Consider the following 18,115-nt stretch of genomic DNA (forward strand, 5'->3'; position numbering starts at 1 on the left):
GAAGGGACATTAGTGCCTATACGGTGAGAAATCACCATAAACACGTCGATCAAAATAGTCTTGACCGTCAGCTCCCGTACGGAATAACGAATGCTCGTCCCGGCAAAGGGCCCCTGAACTTCGACAGACCGAACCGATCACTTCCGGCGGTGCGGCTCAGGCGGGGAAATCGAGCACGACGTACTCGTACTCGCCCTCTCCCGCCAGTTTGAAGACGCCGTCACCGTCATGGTCGATGAAAACGGTCAGGTAGAGGTCTTCGCGCCGGCCCGCAATAGGCGTCATGGCGTCGTCCTGGAAAGTCGTGGAGAACAGGACTCTGTCCTGGACGCTGGACAGCCGGCTCACCCGGGTGCCGGCCAGATAGTTGTGGCCCTCTTTGTTCAGGTAAAGGGTTGCCGACCCGTGCTCGTAGTCGGCGATGCCGGTGCCGGGCCTGAAGCAGGGGTGGTCGGCCGTCTTGCCGTCACCCGTGATGGAGAAGACGGAGTCGTCGGTCCAGGCGCAGATCTGCGCCGCCGTGTCCTTGGGCAGTGTGGGCAGGCGCAGCTCGAAGGGGGAGGGTTTCATGGTGACCGTGGTGACCGGCTGGTCGAGGTCGGGGTCCGCGAGTGACAGCGCGGCGGCCGAGCCGTCCTGCCAGAACTCCAGGCCGAGCCGTGGGGTGCGAGCGATCTGGTGCCCGGACGCCGTCGGCGAGGTGCCGGTGGGACCCGTGGTGGTCTGCGTCCCCGTCGGGGTGGGGGTCTCCTGCCCGCCTCCGAGGCCGGGCGGGAGGGCGGCGATCACGATGGGCGTGGCCACGAGCGCCGCCGCGAGCACCGCCCCGGCCACGACGATGCTCGCGCGCCTGCGCCCCGGCCGTGTGGTGGGAGGTGTGGCAGGCGGGACCGAGGCCTGCCACGGGGTCTGGGGACCTCGGTGTACGGGTGGCGGCGGGGGCGGCCGCATGTCCCGCCGCCTGTCCATCAGGCCCAGCAGCACCTGCTGAGCGGTGGGCCGTCGCGCCGGGTCCTTGGCGAGGCAGGCGGCGACGTACCCTCGCAGGGTGCCGGTCAGCAGGCCGAGGTCGGGCTCGGCGTTGAGGATGCGGTTGATCACGGCGGGCAGCGGCTCATGCCCGAACGGCGGGCGGCCGTTGGCCGCGAACGCGATGGTGCACCCCCAGGCGAACATGTCCAGCGCCGGACCGGCGGGCTGCCCGGAGAGCTGCTCGGGCGCCATGTAGGCCGGGGTGCCGACGACGCCGCTGACGGAGGCGGCGGTGGCGTCGAACGAGCGCGCGATGCCGAAGTCGATGACGCGGGGACCGTCGCTGGCCAGCAGCACGTTCGCGGGCTTGAAGTCGCGGTGCACGACTCCCGCCGCGTGGATGGCGCCCAGCGCCGTCGCCGCCGCGACGGCCAGGCGGTCCAGGTCCGTCCCGGACAGCACCCCGCGGTCGCGGACCGCCTCCTGCAGCGAGGGGCCGTCGACGTACTCGCTGACGACGTACGGCGGGTCGGCGTCGGGGTCGGCGGCCAGGACCCGGGCCGTGCAGAACGGCGCCACCCGCTGCAGGGCCACCAGCTCCCGCTGTAAGTAGCGTCTGGCCTCGGGGTCATGGCCGAAGTCGGCGTGCAGGAGCTTGACGGCCACCTCCCGCCCGTCGGGGGTGGCGCCGAGGAACACCGTGCCCTGACCGCCCTCGCCGAGCCGCCCGCGCAGGGTGTAGCCGGCGACCTGCCGGGGGTCGGTCGATCGGAGGGGTCTCGTCCGCTGCATCAGATCCTCTTTGACGTCTGTCCTCTAAGTCTCACCCGTCATGGCGCCGCGCGGCGGCAGTCGCGGACAGGTCGGCGAACTCCCTGCAGCCCACCCGAGCTCGTAGCCGATGATCACTTGACGGTCCTGAGCACTCTGCCGTTGACGTCGGCCGCCAGATAGCCGTTGCGGTAGTCGTCGCTCACGTACACCATCAGCACCTCGCGGGTGCCACCGAACTCGAAAGTCGGGTTCACGATGAAATAGCGCGACTTGGGGTTGGGGATGCCGAGCTGCTTCTCCGCCTTGCGGAACAGCCCCGGAAGGACGTCCCAGTCGAACTTCTCCAGATCCACGGTGTGCGTGCCCGCGGAAATGGTGCCGCCGGGCCGGTCGCGCACGGCCCTGCCGTCCCGGTAGGTGAACTCGTCGTAGATGTCCTTCTTGCCCTTGACCGGTGCGGAGGCGGCGGCGTACTCCGGATAGACCGTCAGGCTGATGACCTTGCTGCCGCCCATCACCTGCTTCAGGTCCTTGACCATGGTCCGGGCTCCGGCGGCCGTCAGCAGGCTGACGGGCTTGCTCTCGACAGGCTCGGTGGTCTCGGAGGGGGCCTCCGAGACGGCCTTGGTGCGGGACGTGGATGAGGAGTCTTCCGGCTGGGACGTGGGCCTGTCGGTCTCCTGGCCGCCGAGCAACGGCAGCGCCTGCCACGCCAGCACGCCGACCGCGACGATCCCCGCGACCGAGACCGCGGCCGCCACCCTGCCGGCGCCGCGACGCGGGCGGCGCGAGGGCATGGTCAGTGCGTGCGGGATCGGCTGGGCGGGGCCCCAAGGGGGCGGCGGAGGCCCCGGTAAGAAGTCGCCGGCGGCCGCCGAGGCGAGCATGCGGTCGAGGGTGTCGGGATCGGGCCGCGCGCGCGGGTCGCGCCGCAGCAGCGACATCACCACGGGGCCGAGAGGTCCGGCCCGCTCGGGCATCGGCACGTCCTGGTTGAGCACCGCGGCCAGCGTCGCCATCGTGGTGGCCCTGCGCAGCGGATGGCGACCCTCCACGGCCACGTACAGCAGCATGCCGAGCGACCAGAGGTCGGAGGCCGGGTCGCCCTCGTAGCCGTTGATGCGCTCAGGGGCCATGTATTCGGGCGAGCCGATGAACGAGCCGGTCGCCGTCAGGCTGGTGGACTCGCGGACGGCGGCGATGCCGAAGTCGGTGAGGACCGACTGGCCGTCCGGGCGCAGCAGGACGTTGGCGGGCTTGACGTCGCGGTGCTGGATGCCGACCGCGTGGGCGGCGCGCAGGGCGGACAGGACCTCGCGGCCGAGGCGCGCCGCCTCTCCCGGCGCCATCGGCCCGCGCGCGAGCCGGTCCTGGAGCGAGCCACCGGTGACGAGCTCCATGACGAGCCACGGGTAGACGTCCTCGCCCTCGTCCACGATGTGGTGGATGGTCACCACATGCGGGTGGTTGAGGCGAGCCAACGCGCGTGCCTCCCGCAGGACGCGGGCCCGCAGCTCGCGATCGACGCCGGAATCCTGTGCGCCCATCGCGGGGTCGGGAGGGCGTACCTCTTTCAGCGCGACCTCCCGGTGCAGCGCCGTGTCCCAGGCCCGCCACACCAGGCCCATGCCCCCGCCGCCGAGCCGCTCCACCAGCTCGAAGCGGTCGTCGATCACCCGTCTGTGCATGCCCAGCAGATTACGCCGGTAAAGGCGACGAACAGGTACCGACCATCACTCGATTAACACCGCCTCGGGCTGGTAAAGACTGCCAGATCCAAACATAGAGTAGTTGATCCCTCACTACGGGTAATGCTCGCTGCGGATGATCAGCTACCACCCGCAGGGGGCACCCATGTACAAGCACGTCATCACCGCGCTAGCCGTCGCCGTCACCGGGGTGACACTGGCGGCGGGACCCGCGGCAGCCGACGAGGCCGCGCTGCCGTGCGTCGCCGGCTACGCCTGGCAACCGGCACAGTCTCCATCGGTGTTCGACGTCGTCAGCGCCGACCGGATCCTCCAGGGCCTGTTCGGCGCGGTGAACGAGGACGGCGTCGTGGTGGACGACTGGGAATCGGCCGCGTCGCTGCCCGACGAGGACGAAGCCGAGGCGTTCGCCCAGGGCCTGCTCTCCGAGTCGTACGTGAACAACCCCTTCCCCTACCAGCAGCGGCCTCAGCGCCCGTCGCTGGCCAGCGCCGTCGGCGCCAACACCCTCCTGTGGGGTCTGTTCGGCACCGGCACTGCCGTCTGCGTCAGCAACACCACCTACTTCACCACGACGACGACGCCGTACAGGTCGGTCTACGAGCCTGTCAGGACCTCGAGGCCGTACAGGTCGCTGTACGAGCCCATCAGGACCTCGACCCCGTACACGTCGGTCTACGAGCCCGTCAGGACCTCGACGACGCCCAGGTCGCTGTACGACCCCCGCGGCGTCAGGGACCTCGTCGAAGGGATCCTCGGCACCCTCAGACCGTGACGCGCTGTCGCCTGAGGCGGATCAGGCCTGTGCGGACGGCGGGCTCAAGCTCGATCACGCGGGCGTCGGGTGGCACCTGGCGCAGATCGTGGGTGATGAGGATCGTCGTCCGCCCAGCCATGAGTCGCCGCAGCGGCTCCATGATGCGGGTGGCCGTGGCCTGGTCCAGGCCGGTCATCGGCTCGTCGAGCACGAGCACGGGAGCGTCACGCAGGATCGCCCTGGCGATCGCGACGCGCTGGCGCTGTCCACCGGACAGGAGCCTGCCGCGCTGCCCCACCCTCGTGTCGTATCCCCGGGGCAGCGTCTTGACGAAGTCGTGCACGCCGGCCAGCTCGGCGGCGCGGATCAACTCGTCGTGCGTGGCGTCCGGGCGCCCGTAGGCGAGGTTGTCGCGCACCGAGCCCGAGAAGATCAGCGTCTCCTGGTGCAGGATGGTGATGTTGTCGCGGAGCGAGGCGCGGGTCAGGTCACGGATGTCGACGCCGTCCAGCAGGATGCGGCCGGAGCCGGGGTCGTAGAACCTCAGCAGCAGCTTGGCCAGGGTGGACTTGCCGGCCCCGCTCGGGCCCGTGCACACCAGCAGCTCTCCCGGCTCGACGGCGAACGACAGGTCCTTGAGCGCCGGCCGCCTGCGGCCGGGATAGCGGAAACCGACATGCTCGAACTCGACCCGGCCCCGGCTTCTCGTGGTGAGGGCCACGGCGGTGTCGCGGTCGGTGACGGTCGGCCGGGTCCGGAGGATCTCCATGACCCGGTCGGAGCCCGCCGCCGCCTCCGACACGGTGAGCGCGATCTCCCCCAGGCTCTGCACGGCGGGATACAGCATCGCCAGGTAGGCCGCGAAGGCGAGCAGGCCGCCGATGGTCAGCCTCCCGGCGCTGATCTCCCAGGCGCCGAACCCGAGGACCACGATCAGGCAGACGGTCTCCAGCACCTGGACCGCCGGACCGTACAGGCCCGAAAGCCAGGCCTGCGTGAGGTTGGCGCGCAGCCAGCCCTGTCCGGCGCCGTGCAGGCGCTGCGACTCGCTCTGCTGGCGGTTGTAGGCCTGCACCAGTGACTGGTTGGCCAGGCCCTCCTCGATGACGCTGTTCATCTCCCCGTTGCTGCGCCGCTCCCGCGCGGCGGCCGTCCTGAACCGGGACGCGAAGACCTTCGAGATCACCAGGAAGATCGGGACCAGCGCCATGGTGACCAGCGCCAGGTCCCACCGGACGTAGAAGGCCGCACCGGCGAAGAAGACGACGCTGGCGACCGTGGTGAACAGCTTGACCAGCCCCGAGGCCATCAGCTCCTCGATGGCCTCGATGTCGTCGGTGAGCCTGGCCATCAGGTCGCCCAGGCGCCGGTTCTCCGAGAAGTCCGGAGACATCCTCTGGATGTGGGCGAACACCCGGTCACGCAGCCTCAGCAGGAATCGCTCGGCTCCCAGGGCCGTCGCGTACGTTCCCGCGAGCGAGGCCATCCCGGCCACGCCCGCGAGCCCCAGCCAGGTGACCGCCGGACTCCAGAACGCGTCCAGATCCCGGGTGGTGAGCACCTCGTCGGTGATGCGGCCGAACAGCCCGATCGCCGCGACCTCACACAGGGCGGCCAGCATCGCGAAGAGCACACCGGCCCCGAGCAGCCAGCGCAGTCCGCGGGTGTCGGGCCAGAATTCGCGGAACGTGCGGCGGAGGGAAACCGCCGGCGCGAGTGCCGGGCGGTCTTCCCGGCCGGAGAAAGAGAATGAGAGCCGACGGTCGGCCCGACGGCTCTCACGTGGTTCTCTTACCACCAGCAGCGCCTACGGCGCCAGCAGCAGCGACGGCGGCGACAGCCACAGCCGCCACCGCATCCACCACCACAACCGCGTCGGAATCCAGTCGGAATGAGGTTCATCTCTACCCCCCTGGGTTGTAGCGCCGATTAGGGCGCTAATCGACATATACCCTCAAATCACAGCAATCACGTAGGCCAAAGAAGACTTGACCTGTATCGCCTGTATAGAAAGACACTTCTCGGATTCGGGTAAATGGCGGGCAAATATCGAACTTCAAAACGGGTTAACGCTTGACAATGCGGATGAAACCTCCGGTTTGCCATGTTCGGATACCATGCGGGGGTATAGGTGCTTTTTGGGAGGCTCAGATGGCTGGATACACCGGCAACAAGCAGGATCACCAGCGGCGGCTGCGCCGGGTCGAAGGCCAGGTGCGCGGGCTGCAGCGGATGGTCGAGGACGACAAGTACTGCGTGGACATCCTCACCCAGATCTCCGCGGCCACCAGCGCCCTGCAGTCCTTCGCGCTCTCCCTGCTCGAGGAGCATCTGGCCCACTGCGTGGCCGAGGCCGCCGTCAAGGGCGGTCCGGAGGCGGAGGCCAAGGTCAAGGAGGCCTCGGAGGCGATCGCGCGGCTCGTCCGCTCCTGACGGATCAGCCGACGTCGAGGACCGCCCTGCCGACCCGCGCCGGCTAGCTCAGGTCCAGCGCCCCGGCCCGCTCCTTGCCCGCGACGAGCACCGCCACCGCGGCCAGGCCCGCCAGACCGGCTCCGGCCAGGTACGGCGTGGCGGCGCCGAGATCGAAGAGCAGCCCCGCGGGCGTCACCCCATCGCCTGACCATCAGCGTGACCGGTCCGGCCTGGACGAGCGCCATGGCCAGCCCGGCCGCGGTCAACGCCAGGCCGATGGCGGCCGGACCCCAGCCGTAGGAGTCCCGGCCCAGGAAAGCCAGGGTGGTCTCCATGCCCACGAAGGCCGCCATCGCCAGGAAGCCGGTCCCGGCCAGCAGGAACACCGGCGCCCCCGGCGTGCCCGGCGCTGTGGTGACCGGCCGCACGCGCGCCGGTTCGGGCAGCAGGAACCAGGCGGCCACCAGGTTCGCGGCGGCGAGCGCGGCGGCCACGTACGCGGAGGCCGAGAAACCCCACGGCGCCAGCGCGGCCCCCAGCGCCGGGCCGATCACGAAGGCCAGCCCGATGGACATCCCCATCCTGGCCATCGCCGCGGTGCGCCGCTCGGCCGGGACGGCGTCGGCGAGGTAGGCCTGGGCGACGGAGATGCTCCCGCCGAAGGCCCCCGCCAGCGCCCGGCACGCCACCAGCCAGGCCAGCGAGGTGGCCGAGCCGGTCAGGGCAAGCGACAGGGCCGATCCGGCGAGCGCCACCAGCACCAGCGGACGCCTGCCGTAGATGTCCGAGAGCCGCCCGAGCAGGGGTGCGGCCAGGAACTGCGCGACGGAATAGGCGGTCATCGTCAGGCCGTACCAGGCGCCGGTGGCGCCGAGATCGGCGGCGTAGAACGGCAGCGAGGGCAGGATCAGCGTGAATCCCAGCAGGTCGATGAAGACGTGAGGCAGATCACCAGCTGCGCCGGACGCCGCATGGCGTGCTCCCAGGAGTACGGACGGACCCTCTACTACGGCGCGTAATGCTACATCGAGTAGTGGACGCCCCCGGATCCGGTGGCGGATCTCCCCTGCCGGTGATAGACAGCCCGTAAGCCCACGGCGGATGGCGGTGACATCGGATGGCGGGGGGTGACTGGGCGAGCGTCGCGCAGCAGATCCTCGACGCCATGCCCGGCAGGCACATCGCGCTGATGCCGGTACGCGACGGGTCCGGGCGGATCGAGGACTACGTCTTCATGGCTGCGAGTCCGGCCACCGTGGACCTCTCAGGACGCAGCGGCGCCGAGATGCTCGGGATGCGGGTGCGCGAGATCTACCCGACGATCGTGGACGGACCCGTGTGGGACGCCTGGCGCGAGACGATCGCCGACGGCAGGCCCCGCCAGGTCGGGCCGATCCCGTACGAGAGCCCGGCGGCCCACGCTCCGGCGGACGTGACCCTCACGGTCCAGGTCCGGCCACTCGGCCCCGGCGTGCTCAGCAGTTGGGCCCGCCACGACGAAGAGAGCCGGCTGGGTGAGCGCGTCGCCCAGACCGAGCGGCTGGGCAACCTCGGCTGGGGCGAGTGGAACGTGATCACCGGCGAGGTCGTCTGGTCGGTGGGGATCTATCGCATCTTCGAGCGCGCTCCCGCGGACGGGCCGCTGTCGCGGACGGACGTGGACGCGCTCACCCTGCCGGAGGACCTGCCGGTGCGGCGGCAGGCGATCGAGAGCTTCGGCCGCGGCGAGACCGTCGACATGACCTTCCGGGTCCGCCTCGGCGGCAGGGTCAAGCACATCCGCAGCATCGCCGACGCCGTGCGCGACGCCGACGGGCGGCCGGTCCGGGTCTACGGCATCATCCAGGACGTCACCGCCCATGAGACCAACCGGGCCAGGCTCGCTCAGGTCGAGCAGCAGTTACACGAGCACCGGCGGAGCCTGGAGGCCGAGCACCGGCTCGCGGTCGAGCTGCAGCAGATCGTGCTGCCCATCCCGACGGCGCCGATCGACCTGCCGGGGCTGCGGGTCGCGGTCCGCTACCTGCCCGCGGTGCAGGCCCAGCGGGTCGGCGGCGACTGGTTTCACGCGGCGGTCGCGGGCGACGGCAGCGTGGTGCTCGCCGTCGGCGACGTGGCGGGGCACGGCGTCCGCGCCGCCGCCGCCATGGCCCAGCTCCGCCACGTCCTGGCCGCGCTGACCGTCACCACCACCAGCGAACCCGCCGAGCTCCTCACCCACCTCAACCGCCTGCTCTACGCGGGCGGCACGAGAAGCGGCGCGACGAGCGACACGGCCAGTGCGGTGGTGGCCCGCTACGACCCGATCGCCGCGGTGCTGGTCTGGGCGCAGGCCGGGCACCCGCCGCCGCTGCGTGCCCGTGGCGGGCGCACCGACGAACTCGACCGCCCGGCGGGCCCTCTCCTGGGCGCGCTGCCCGAGCCCCAGTACGGCACCGCCGCCTGCAGCTTCATACCGGGCGACCTGCTGCTGTTCTACACCGACGGCCTCGTCGAGCACCGTGACCGCACCATGGAGGAGGGCCTGGCCCCCGTGGTCGCCACCCTCGACCGCACCTCCGCGGAGCGCCGCCCGCAGCCCCTCGCCGACCTGCTGGCACAGCTCCACCACGCCAACCCGCACGACGACACCTGCGTTCTGGGCGCCCGCCCGCTGCCGACGGGCGGCGGCCATGGCTGACGCGACGATCCTGACCCGCGACTTCGACCGCGACACGCTGGTCCCCCTGCGGCGCGAGGTCGAACGGTGCGGCGAGCGGCACCGGCTCACCGGGGCCCCGCTGTACCGGTTCGTGGTGGCGGTCAACGAGATCACCACGAACGCGGTGCGCCACGGCGGCGGGCGAGGCCGGCTGAAACTCTGGCTCGGCGAGGGCCGGCTCTACTGCCGGGTCACCGACCGCGGCCCCGGCCTGCTCGCCCAGCACGCCGAACCGGCGCCGCCACCGTCTACCAGCACCAGCGGCCGCGGGCTGCTGCTCGCCCGGCACGGCGTCAGCCGCCTGACGATCTGCGGCGGCCCGGACGGGACCAGCATCCTGCTGGAAGTCCTCCTGCCGAGCCCCGCGTAGAGCGCGAGCCGGCCCTGGCCCACGCAGAGGCCGCCGCCGGATCGGCGGCGGCCTGAGAGGCGGCGAGTGCCGTCAGTGCTTGAAGGCGTCCTTGACGTTCTTGGCAGCGTCCTTGGCCTTCTCACCGGCCTGCTTGACCTTGCTCTTGCTCTGGTCGACGTGACCTTCGGCCTCGAGCTCCTCGTCGTCGGTCGCCCGGCCCAGATTCTCCTTGGCCCGACCCTTCAGCTCTTCGGCCTTGTTGGAAATCTTGTCATCGGCGCCCATGGTCTCGCCCCAATCGCTGTCTCGGATGGACCCGACCCCTATCCGAGCCCGCCACCGGGAAACATCCGGCGCCTGAGGGTAGTAGGTGATGGTGGGACCGATCAGCATCCAGCGCGTCTACGACCACGCGACGTCGCCCCTTCGACGGAGCTGCGCGAGTGGTTCGGCCACCGTCCCGAACGGTTCGCCGAGTTCGCCGAACGCTACAAGGCGGAGCTCGCCGGACACCGCGAGGCGGTCGAGCCCCTGCTCGAAGCCGCCGCGAAGGGGGCGGTGACCCTGCTCTACTCCGCCAGGGACACCGAGCGCAACCAGGCCGTCGTGCTGCGCGACTTCCTCCAGGAGCAGGCATCCGCCCGCTAGATCCGATCTAGCGGGCCATCTAGCGCCTTTCCGGTGAAAGCACTGGAAGGGGGCGGACGATGGCGGGCAACCTACTGCGGGTCGCGGTGATCATCGGCAGCACCAGGGCCGGGCGCGTATGCGACGCGGTCGCGGGCTGGTTCACCGAGCGGGCCCGCCTGCGCGTCGGCCTCGCGGTCGAGGTCGTCGACCTGGCCGGCTACGCCTTCCCCGGCTGCTATCCCGAGGAGGCGACCCCGGCCATGCGTCGGTTCGCCTCGGCGATCGGCGGCGCGGACGCCTTCGTCGTCGTCACTCCCGAGTACAACCGCAGCTTCCCCGCCTCGCTCAAACAGGCGATCGACTACGCCTACGACGAGTGGCAGGCGAAGCCGGTCGGCTTCGTCTCGTACGGGTCCGGCACGCCCGGAATGTACGCGGTCGAGCAGCTCCGCACGGTCTTCGGCGCGCTCCACGCGGTGACCATGCGCGACTGGGTCGGCATCGACCTGCTCGGCGAGGGGGTCCGCGACACCGGCAGGCCGTACGACACCGACAGCCGCCTGCGCGCCGTCGCGGCGATGCTCGACCAGCTCACCTGGTGGGGCCGGGCACTCCGCGACGCCCGGCACGCCCAACCTTACGTCTCATGAGAGGAACTCCCATGCACGACCCAGCGATACGAACGTCCGGCCTGGTCAAGGCCTTCGGCGACACCCGGGCGGTGGACGGCCTCGATCTCGAGGTGCCCACCGGCGCGGTGTACGGCGTCCTCGGCCCGAACGGCGCGGGCAAGACCACCGCGGTGCGGATGCTGGCCACGCTGATCCGCCCCGACAGCGGCGAGGCCACTGTGTTCGGGCACGACGTGGTGCGCGAGGCCGACGCCGTGCGCAGCCGGGTGAGCCTGACCGGCCAGTACGCCTCGGTGGACGAGGAGATGACCGGCGCCGAGAACCTGATCCTGCTCGCCCGCCTGCTCGGCCACCGCAAACCGGCGGCCAAGGACCGGGCGGCGCAGCTCCTGGAGGCGTTCGGGTTGACGGAGGCCGCCGACCGGCAGGTCAAGACCTACTCGGGCGGCATGCGCCGGCGGCTCGACATCGCCGCCAGCATCCTCAACACCCCCGACCTGCTCTTCCTCGACGAACCGACCACCGGCCTGGACCCCCGCAGCCGCAACCAGGTGTGGGACATCATCCGGATCGTCGTGGCCCACGGCACCACGGTGCTGCTCACCACGCAGTATCTGGAGGAGGCCGACCGCCTCGCCGGCCGCATCGCGGTCATCGACCACGGCAAGGTCATCGCCGAAGGCACGCCCGGCGAGCTGAAGTCCTCCGTCGGCTCCGGCTCGGTTCACGTACGGCTCCGCGACCCGGCCACCCGCCCCGAAGCCGAACGGCTGCTGGCACAGGCGCTGGACGCGCCCGTCTACCTGGAGTCCGATCCGGTGGCGCTGACGGCCCGCATCGGCGGCGACGGCCGCGAAGAGGCGGCGGCCGAGCAGGCCTCGCGCGCACTCGGACGGCTGGCCGCGGCCGGCATCGTCGTCGACGACTTCTCGCTCGGCCAGCCCAGCCTCGACGAGGTCTTCCTGGCCCTCACCGACCACCCCGCCACGCAGGAGGCAGCGGCATGAGCACCACCACCGAGACCGGCGCCACGTACGCACCCGCAGCGGAGGCGCTCGCCACAGTCCTGGCACCAGGGGTCAGACCACCACGGCCGAGCGCCTGGTCGGCGTCGGTGACCTTCGGCTGGCGAGCGATGCTGAAGATCAAGCATGTCCCCGAGCAGCTGTTCGACGTGACCGCTTTTCCGATCATGATGACGTTGATGTTCACGTACCTGTTCGGCGGCGCGCTCGCCGGGTCGCCGACGGAGTATCTGCAGTTCCTGCTGCCGGGCATCATGGTGACCAGCGTCGTGATGATCACCATGTACACCGGGGTGGAGGTCAACAAGGACATCGAAAAGGGGGTCTTCGACCGCTTCCGCACCCTGCCGATCTGGCGCCCCTCCGTCATGATCGGCTATCTGCTCGGCGACATGCTGCGCTACACCATGGCCTCGACCGTCATCCTCCTGATCGGCCTGATCCTCGGGTTCCGGCCTCAGGGCGGGCTCGGCGGGGCGCTGGCCGGAATCGCGCTGCTGCTGGCCTTCTCCTTCGCCTTCTCGTGGGTGTGGACGATGTTCGGGCTGCTGCTGCGCAGCGAGAAGTCGGTGATGGGGGTCAGCATGCTGGTGCTGTTCCCGCTCACCTTCCTCAGCAACGTCTACGTCGACCCCGCCACGATGCCGGGCTGGCTGCAGCTGTTCGTCAACCTCAACCCGATCACCCGGCTCGTCGCGGCGGTGCGCTCCCTGATGGCGGGCACTCCCGACACCGGCGAGCTCGTCTGGGTGTTCGGGGCGATCGTGGTCCTCATCGCCGTCTTCGGCACCCTCACCATGCGCCTCTACAACCGCAAGTAGCCCCAGGTCCTCTGGAGCCGCCCGCGGAAGGCCCGGCCACCATGGCCGGGCCGGGGAGGAGCTGTCGCTGTACGTCTGGGACTCCACCGTCGCCCAGCAGGTGCTCGCACGCGGGGAACGCGACCGACCGCCGCACGGGCGACGGTCACAGGCGCCAGGGGATCTCCGTTTCGGGCTGGTAGCGGCAGGTGGCGCCGGTGGAGACGGTGGCGCGCAGGTGGGCGGCCAGCTCGGGATGCGCGCCGTCCAGCCGGCGCAGCACGTCACGGATGCGGGCGGTGACGGCCTTGCGGGCCCGCTCGGCCTCGTCACCCAGACGGCGGCCCCGGCCGCCGAGCCCTGCCGCCGCCCTCAGCTCCTCCAGTAACGCCGCCCGCTCGTGGTCGAACTCCGCCGCCCGCTGATCGTCACCCCGCTCGGCGGCCCGGTCGATCTCCTCGTCGAGCGCGGCCAGGCGGCGCCGGTAGCGGGCCTTGGCCTCCTCGTCGAGGACGTCGTCGCCGCCCATCCGACGGGCGGCGACCACCAGCTCGCCGCCCTCGGGGGCGAGCAGCCGCACCGCGGGCATGTCCCTGCCGGGACGGCTCAGCAGGATGTGCAGGTCACGCAGCCCTTTGGCGTCGGGCATGTGCGCGGTGCGGCCCGCGAACGCCAGCGTCCAGACCGCCCCGTCCCTTCTGAACTCCCCACCGGAACGGTCGCCGGAGGACCGCCCCTGAGCGGCGGACGCACCACCAGGCGCCACCACGCTCGCCAAGCCGTCCCGGCCACCGGCGGCGGGCGCGCCACCGCGGCCGGCGGCGGCAGACGGGGGGTTCTCCCGCTGCGCGCCCGGGAGAGCGCCGGCCGCCGGGCGCGGACGGGCATGGCGTGCGCGCTCGGCCATGTCACGCATGCCCAGCTCGCCTGCCTCGCGCTCCACCGCCGCCAGCAGCGCGGCCGCCGCGCCGGCGTCGCCCGGGCCGGCGCGGGCGAGGAGCGCATCGGCCAGGTGGGCGCGGGCGATGACGGACCACGGGCGGGCGTGCATCTGGTCGGCGGAGTGGTAGGCGGCGGTGAGCGCGCCGATCGCGTCGGCCCACCGCTCCTGCGCGGCCTCGACCATGCCCAGCCAGAGGTCGAAGGGCCCGCTCACGTCCCAGCCGAGGAGCGAGACCGCCCACTGCCCGCGGTGCGGCAGCAGTGCGGCGCGCGCCGTGGCGCACAGCTCGGGGTCGTGGGTGGCCGCGGCCAGCTCCGCCTGGAAGCGCAGCCACAGCGGCTGGACCATGCGGTCATGGGGGTCGCCCGCCGCGAGACGGCGCAGGGCGGTGTCGAGGTCGCCGGTGCGGACGGCGGTCAGCGCCTCGATCAGCGTGTGGCACGGGTGCCCGCTGCGTCTGAGGGCGTCGAGGACCTCCGCCTGCTCGCTCTGCCTGCCCTGGAGTGACAGCAGCGCCCAGCGGTGATGGTGGAGCATCGACACGAAGTGCGCGCCCGGGTCGTACGGCTCGATCTCCGCCAGCAGTTCCTCGGCCTCGCCGAAGCGGCCGGCGAGGGCCGCGATGATGCTCGCGTCGGCTGAGGTGTTGAGGTCGAAGCGCGGCACGTCGCGGCGCCGCCCCAGAGCGACGTAGTCGTTGAAGTGGTCGAGGTAGCGAGGGTCGCCCTGCTCGATCATCGCCACCCAGCGCAGCGCGGCGGCGAAGTGCTCGAGCTCGGAGTCGGAGGTGCGGCGGGCGATGTCCATGATCTCGCCCGTCAGCCTGACCCGCTCGTCCGCCGTGCCGGGCCCCCAGATGATGTCGTGGTGCGTCCACAGGCTGAACGCCAGGGCGTCGTCGTCGCCGCCCGCCCGGGCCACCGCGGCGACGTGGAGGACCAGGTCGAGGGCGAGGCGGTCGTCGGGCACGCCGCCGCCGACGAGCCTGGCGTGGGCTTCTCTCAGCCGGTCGAGGCTCTCGTCGTGGCCGAGGAAGGTGCGGAAGGTGAGGGCGACGCGGGCGGGCAGCTCGGGGTCGTCCACGTCGCGGGAGATTGCGGCGGCCTCCTCCGCGAACCGAAGCCCCTCGTCGCGCTCACCGCCGTAGAAGAGCTCCCGGCTCAGCTCGAGCGCGACCGTCGCGCGCCTGCGCGGCTCGGCGGACGCGCTCAGCTCGAACGCCCGGCGCAGGTGCCCGTGCTGCTCGTCGGCGGCCAGCCGGCCGCTCGCGTCCCGAGCCGCCGCGAGCAGAAGGTCGATGGCCCGATCCGGGGTGACCCGGTCGCCCGCGAGGTAGGCGTGGCGGGCGAGGTCGGCGGGCAGCAGCTTGCCGGCGAGCTCGGGCGAGCGGTCGATCGCGGCGATCACCGCGCCGTGCGGGTCGCGCACGTCGTCGAAGGAGTCGTAGAGGGTCTCGCGCACCAGGTCGTGTGCGAAGCCGAACACGCCACCGCCTCTGGCCACCACGAGCTTGGCGGCCACCGCCAGCTCCAGCAGCCTGTCGACGTGCGCGACGGGAGCGGCGACGGTCGCGGCGAGCACCTGACGGTGGAACGTGCTCCCGAGCACGGCCGCTGTCGGGAGCAGCTCCGACACCGGCGCCGGCAGCAGGGAGAAGCGCCGCAGAAGGGCGTCGCGGACGCCGGGCGCGACCGCGCTGGCCGAGCCGCCGCTGCGCCAGAGCCTGGCCGTCTGCTCGACGAAGAACGGGTTGCCGCCCGTGCGGAGGTGGACCTCGGCGACCAGGTCGGCGGGAGGGGTCAGGCCGACGGTGCGGGCCATGAGCGCGCCGACGCTCTCCTGGTCGAGGCCGGTGAGGGTGATGGTGGTCGCCTTGGCCACGAGCGGCGACAGCAGGTCGCGCAGCGGGTGCTCGACCGGCTCCACCTCGGCGTCGCGATAGGTGCCGATCAGCAGCAGCCGCTCGAACCAGGTCTGCTGGGCCGCGAACTCCAGCAGCCGCAGCGAGGCGGGGTCGGCCACGTGCAGGTCGTCGATGACGATCACCAGGGGGCGGCGCTGTGACAGCGAGACGAGCGCGGTCGTGACCCCGTCGTAGATCTTGAAGCCGTCGGGCGTCTCGCCGGCCCCCGCCTCGCCGAGCAGGGCGGCGAGGCTGCCGCCTGCCACCGCGGCCCACTCCTGCGGCTCGACTCCCCGCCGCAGCGCGCGCAGCACCTGAACCCAGGGCCAGTAGCCGGGAGCGCTGCCGGAATCCCAGCACGCGCCGCCGACGACCAGCGCGCCCCGCCGCCGGGCCTCGCCGACGGCGCCGGTGACGAGTGTGGTCTTGCCGATGCCCGCCTCGCCGGTGACCAGCACCAGCCCGCCGTGACTGCTGATCACCCTCTCGATCTCGGCGCGCAGCAGCGCGGCAGGGTGCTCCCTGCCGAGGAGGGCGAGTGCGGTCTCGTCGAAGGACATGACGCTCGCACGCTACCTCCCGCGACTGACAAACTCAGGCTCCGCCCGCCAGGCGGGCCGGGAATCCGCCCGTCGCGATGGGCCCCCAGCGCTCGATGTGGAGGCGGATCAGCGACTTGTCCTGGCGTCGCATCGCCTCGCGGTATTCGTCCCAGTCCGGGTGCTCGCCGGAGATGCACCGGTAGTAGTCGACGAGCGCGTCAAGGGCCTCGGGCATGTCCAGGACCTCGGCCCGCCCGTCGACCTGTACGTACGGGCCGTCCCAGGTGTCGGACACGACGCAGATCGACGCCCGCTCGTCGCGGCGCGCGTTGCGGGCCTTGGCGCGGTCGGGATAGGTGGAGACCACGATCCGGCCTTCGCCGTCGACGCCGCAGGTGACCGGCGAGAGCTGCGGCCGCCCGTCGGCGCGGGTGGTCGACAGCAGGCCGTGGTGCCTCGGGCGCAGGAATTCGAGCAGTTCGGGCAGTTCGACGCGGTTCGCCGTCGCGACATTCGGGGCCATATCCCATATACCTCTCCGCGGCCAGGCCGCCTGTGGTCAGGTACGTGATCCTTGCACGCCGACCGCGCGAAAAGCGTACGTGTACTGACGCGTATGCGTTGCGTGAGACGACCTAGATCCGGTAATCCTGGTCCATGGCCGTTGCGCGGCAAGAGGGATGGTTACTGAGCGGACGCTACCGGCTGCGGGCCAGGCTTGGCCGCGGCGGGATGGGCACCGTCTGGCGAGCCTATGACGAGCTGCTGGACCGCGAGGTCGCGGTCAAGGAGGTCATCCTCTCCGGCCCGCGACGCGAGGAGCAGATCGCGCGCACCATGCGGGAGGCGCGCATCGCCGCCAGCCTGTCGCATCCGAACATCGCGGCCGTCTACGACGTGGTGCTGGCCGACGAGCGACCGTGGATCGTCATGCAGTTCGTGCCCTCCAGCAGCCTCGCGACCGTGATCATCCAGCGCGGATCGCTGCCGGTGCCCACCGTCACCCGCATCGGGCTGGAGGTGCTGGCCGCGCTGCGTGCCGCGCACGCGGCGAATGTCCTGCACCGTGACGTGAAGCCGGCCAACATCCTGATCACCGGCGAAGGTCGCGCGATCCTCACCGACTTCGGGCTGGCGACCACGCTCGACCAGGACTCCGGGAACACCCTGGCGGGCATCGTCATGGGCACGCCCGCCTACATCGCCCCCGAGCGCGCTCGCGGCGGCCCCTCGACGGCGTGCGCCGACCTGTGGTCGCTGGGCGCGACGCTGTACGCGGCGGTCGAGGGGCGCGTGCCGTTCGCCCACAGCAGCGAGCTGGCCACGTTGAGCGCGGTGGTGACCACGGACCCCGCCCCGTTCGACAGGGCCGGTGAGCTGGCCCCGGTCATCAGCGGCCTGCTGGAGAAGGATCCCCGCGCCCGCACCGGCGCCGCCCGCGCCCAGGAGCAGCTCCGGGAGGTGGCCGCCCGGTACGAGCGGGAGCCCGGCACCGCCGCGCCGCGTCCGCGCCCCGGGATCCGCGCCCGGTGGAGCCGGGCACGCCGGACGGTCGCGTCGCACCGGCGGGAGATGGCGGCCACGGCGGCCCTGCTCATCTGCGTGGCCGCCACCACCTCCTGGGACGCCGGCCCCGCCGCCACCGGCGCGCAAACCGCCTCGAGAACCACCTCGGACGCGGGCGCTGAGATCAGCTCCGAATCGGCCGAGCCGACCGGCGTCCTGTACGTCCAGCCGACGTCGGACGGGCGGGCCCGCGCCGCACGGGACCGGCGCTCGCAGGTGCGCGACCGTCAGCGGAGCACCGCCACCCCGTCCGGAAAGACGAAGAAGACCAAAGCCAAGAACATCCCGCGCGGCAAGGCCAAGGGATACGGCAAGAACTGACGCCTGCCGATCCCATACGTAGATTTGCCGATGTATTCCATGCCTGCCTTGCCTACTGTCTGCCTGGATCGAG

The 18,115-nt window shown here is 71.6% G+C and carries 16 protein-coding genes and 1 pseudogene; 9 read left to right on the forward strand and 8 right to left on the reverse strand.

From position 1 onward, the window contains the following. Window positions 1–156: 156 nt before the first annotated feature. Both V5E28_RS14070 and V5E28_RS14075 read right to left on the reverse strand, forming a co-directional pair. Window positions 157–1,764, reverse strand: a complete 1,608-nt coding sequence (locus tag V5E28_RS14070) for a serine/threonine-protein kinase (protein ID WP_336207290.1) — start codon at window positions 1,762–1,764, stop codon at window positions 157–159. A 113-nt stretch (window positions 1,765–1,877) separates the two neighbouring features. Further along, the gene (locus tag V5E28_RS14075; RefSeq protein ID WP_336207291.1) at window positions 1,878–3,434 is read right to left on the reverse strand and encodes a serine/threonine-protein kinase; all 1,557 of its coding nucleotides are present in this window, start codon (window positions 3,432–3,434) and stop codon (window positions 1,878–1,880) included. Window positions 3,435–3,600: 166 nt separating this feature from the next. Between V5E28_RS14075 and V5E28_RS14080 the strand changes: the two genes are divergently transcribed. Continuing rightward, the gene (locus tag V5E28_RS14080) at window positions 3,601–4,230 is read left to right on the forward strand and encodes a hypothetical protein (protein ID WP_336207292.1); all 630 of its coding nucleotides are present in this window, start codon (window positions 3,601–3,603) and stop codon (window positions 4,228–4,230) included. Here the strand turns inward: V5E28_RS14080 and V5E28_RS14085 are convergent. Continuing rightward, window positions 4,220–5,845 (reverse strand): ABC transporter ATP-binding protein, encoded by a 1,626-nt coding sequence (locus V5E28_RS14085; RefSeq protein WP_336207293.1) that lies wholly within the window; start codon window positions 5,843–5,845, stop codon window positions 4,220–4,222. The two genes, V5E28_RS14080 and V5E28_RS14085, sit on opposite strands and share 11 nt — an antisense overlap. Window positions 5,846–6,363: 518 nt before the next feature. Here V5E28_RS14085 and V5E28_RS14090 point away from each other — a divergent pair. Further along, window positions 6,364–6,645 (forward strand): metal-sensitive transcriptional regulator, encoded by a 282-nt coding sequence (locus V5E28_RS14090; protein ID WP_336207294.1) that lies wholly within the window; start codon window positions 6,364–6,366, stop codon window positions 6,643–6,645. Window positions 6,646–6,688: 43 nt separating this feature from the next. On the opposite strand, the gene V5E28_RS14095 is transcribed toward V5E28_RS14090, so the two are convergent. After that, on the reverse strand, window positions 6,689–6,823 hold the full coding sequence (locus V5E28_RS14095; protein ID WP_336207295.1) for a hypothetical protein: 135 nt from the start codon (window positions 6,821–6,823) through the stop codon (window positions 6,689–6,691). Between the two features lie 55 nt (window positions 6,824–6,878). Beyond that, window positions 6,879–7,730 (reverse strand): annotated as a pseudogene (locus V5E28_RS49535) (MFS transporter); the annotation flags it as partial. Between the two features lie 14 nt (window positions 7,731–7,744). Here V5E28_RS49535 and V5E28_RS14110 point away from each other — a divergent pair. Together V5E28_RS14110 and V5E28_RS14115 are read left to right on the forward strand one after the other, a co-directional pair. Further along, window positions 7,745–9,307 (forward strand): SpoIIE family protein phosphatase, encoded by a 1,563-nt coding sequence (locus tag V5E28_RS14110; protein ID WP_336207298.1) that lies wholly within the window; start codon window positions 7,745–7,747, stop codon window positions 9,305–9,307. Beyond that, the gene (locus V5E28_RS14115) at window positions 9,300–9,698 is read left to right on the forward strand and encodes an ATP-binding protein (RefSeq protein ID WP_336207299.1); all 399 of its coding nucleotides are present in this window, start codon (window positions 9,300–9,302) and stop codon (window positions 9,696–9,698) included. Before V5E28_RS14110 ends, V5E28_RS14115 begins: the two co-directional genes overlap by 8 nt. A gap of 72 nt (window positions 9,699–9,770) precedes the next feature. Here V5E28_RS14115 and V5E28_RS14120 read toward each other — a convergent pair whose 3' ends face one another. Further along, entirely contained in the window at window positions 9,771–10,073 is a 303-nt protein-coding gene (locus tag V5E28_RS14120) for a CsbD family protein (protein ID WP_336207300.1), read from the reverse strand. Here V5E28_RS14120 and V5E28_RS14125 point away from each other — a divergent pair. Genes V5E28_RS14125 through V5E28_RS14140 form a run of 4 tightly spaced genes read left to right on the forward strand, consistent with a single transcriptional unit; the run spans window position 10,038 to window position 12,788 of the window. After that, the gene (locus V5E28_RS14125) at window positions 10,038–10,328 is read left to right on the forward strand and encodes a DUF488 domain-containing protein (protein WP_442945818.1); all 291 of its coding nucleotides are present in this window, start codon (window positions 10,038–10,040) and stop codon (window positions 10,326–10,328) included. The genes V5E28_RS14120 and V5E28_RS14125 overlap by 36 nt on opposite strands. A 59-nt stretch (window positions 10,329–10,387) precedes the next feature. Then, complete coding sequence (locus tag V5E28_RS14130) at window positions 10,388–10,960, forward strand: NADPH-dependent FMN reductase (protein WP_336207301.1); 573 nt, start codon at window positions 10,388–10,390, stop codon at window positions 10,958–10,960. An 11-nt stretch (window positions 10,961–10,971) separates the two neighbouring features. After that, window positions 10,972–11,949, forward strand: coding sequence for an ATP-binding cassette domain-containing protein (locus V5E28_RS14135; RefSeq protein ID WP_336207302.1), 978 nt, complete (start codon window positions 10,972–10,974; stop codon window positions 11,947–11,949). Next, window positions 11,946–12,788 (forward strand): ABC transporter permease, encoded by an 843-nt coding sequence (locus tag V5E28_RS14140; RefSeq protein WP_336207303.1) that lies wholly within the window; start codon window positions 11,946–11,948, stop codon window positions 12,786–12,788. The genes V5E28_RS14135 and V5E28_RS14140 overlap by 4 nt, the downstream gene beginning before the upstream one ends. A gap of 145 nt (window positions 12,789–12,933) precedes the next feature. Here V5E28_RS14140 and V5E28_RS14145 read toward each other — a convergent pair whose 3' ends face one another. Together V5E28_RS14145 and V5E28_RS14150 are read right to left on the reverse strand one after the other, a co-directional pair. Further along, a complete protein-coding gene (locus tag V5E28_RS14145; protein ID WP_336207304.1) occupies window positions 12,934–16,173 on the reverse strand; it encodes an ATP-binding protein in 3,240 nt (1,079 codons plus the stop codon). 34 nt (window positions 16,174–16,207) lie between these two features. Further along, window positions 16,208–16,678, reverse strand: a complete 471-nt coding sequence (locus V5E28_RS14150) for a PPOX class F420-dependent oxidoreductase (protein ID WP_336207305.1) — start codon at window positions 16,676–16,678, stop codon at window positions 16,208–16,210. A 134-nt stretch (window positions 16,679–16,812) separates the two neighbouring features. Between V5E28_RS14150 and V5E28_RS14155 the strand changes: the two genes are divergently transcribed. Continuing rightward, window positions 16,813–18,042: a serine/threonine-protein kinase gene (locus V5E28_RS14155; RefSeq protein WP_336207306.1), complete on the forward strand. Its 1,230-nt coding sequence runs from the start codon at window positions 16,813–16,815 to the stop codon at window positions 18,040–18,042. The last annotated feature ends 73 nt before the right edge of the window (window positions 18,043–18,115 follow it).

This window comes from Nonomuraea sp. LPB2021202275-12-8 (assembly GCF_037044575.1).
GTDB lineage: Bacteria > Actinomycetota > Actinomycetes > Streptosporangiales > Streptosporangiaceae > Nonomuraea.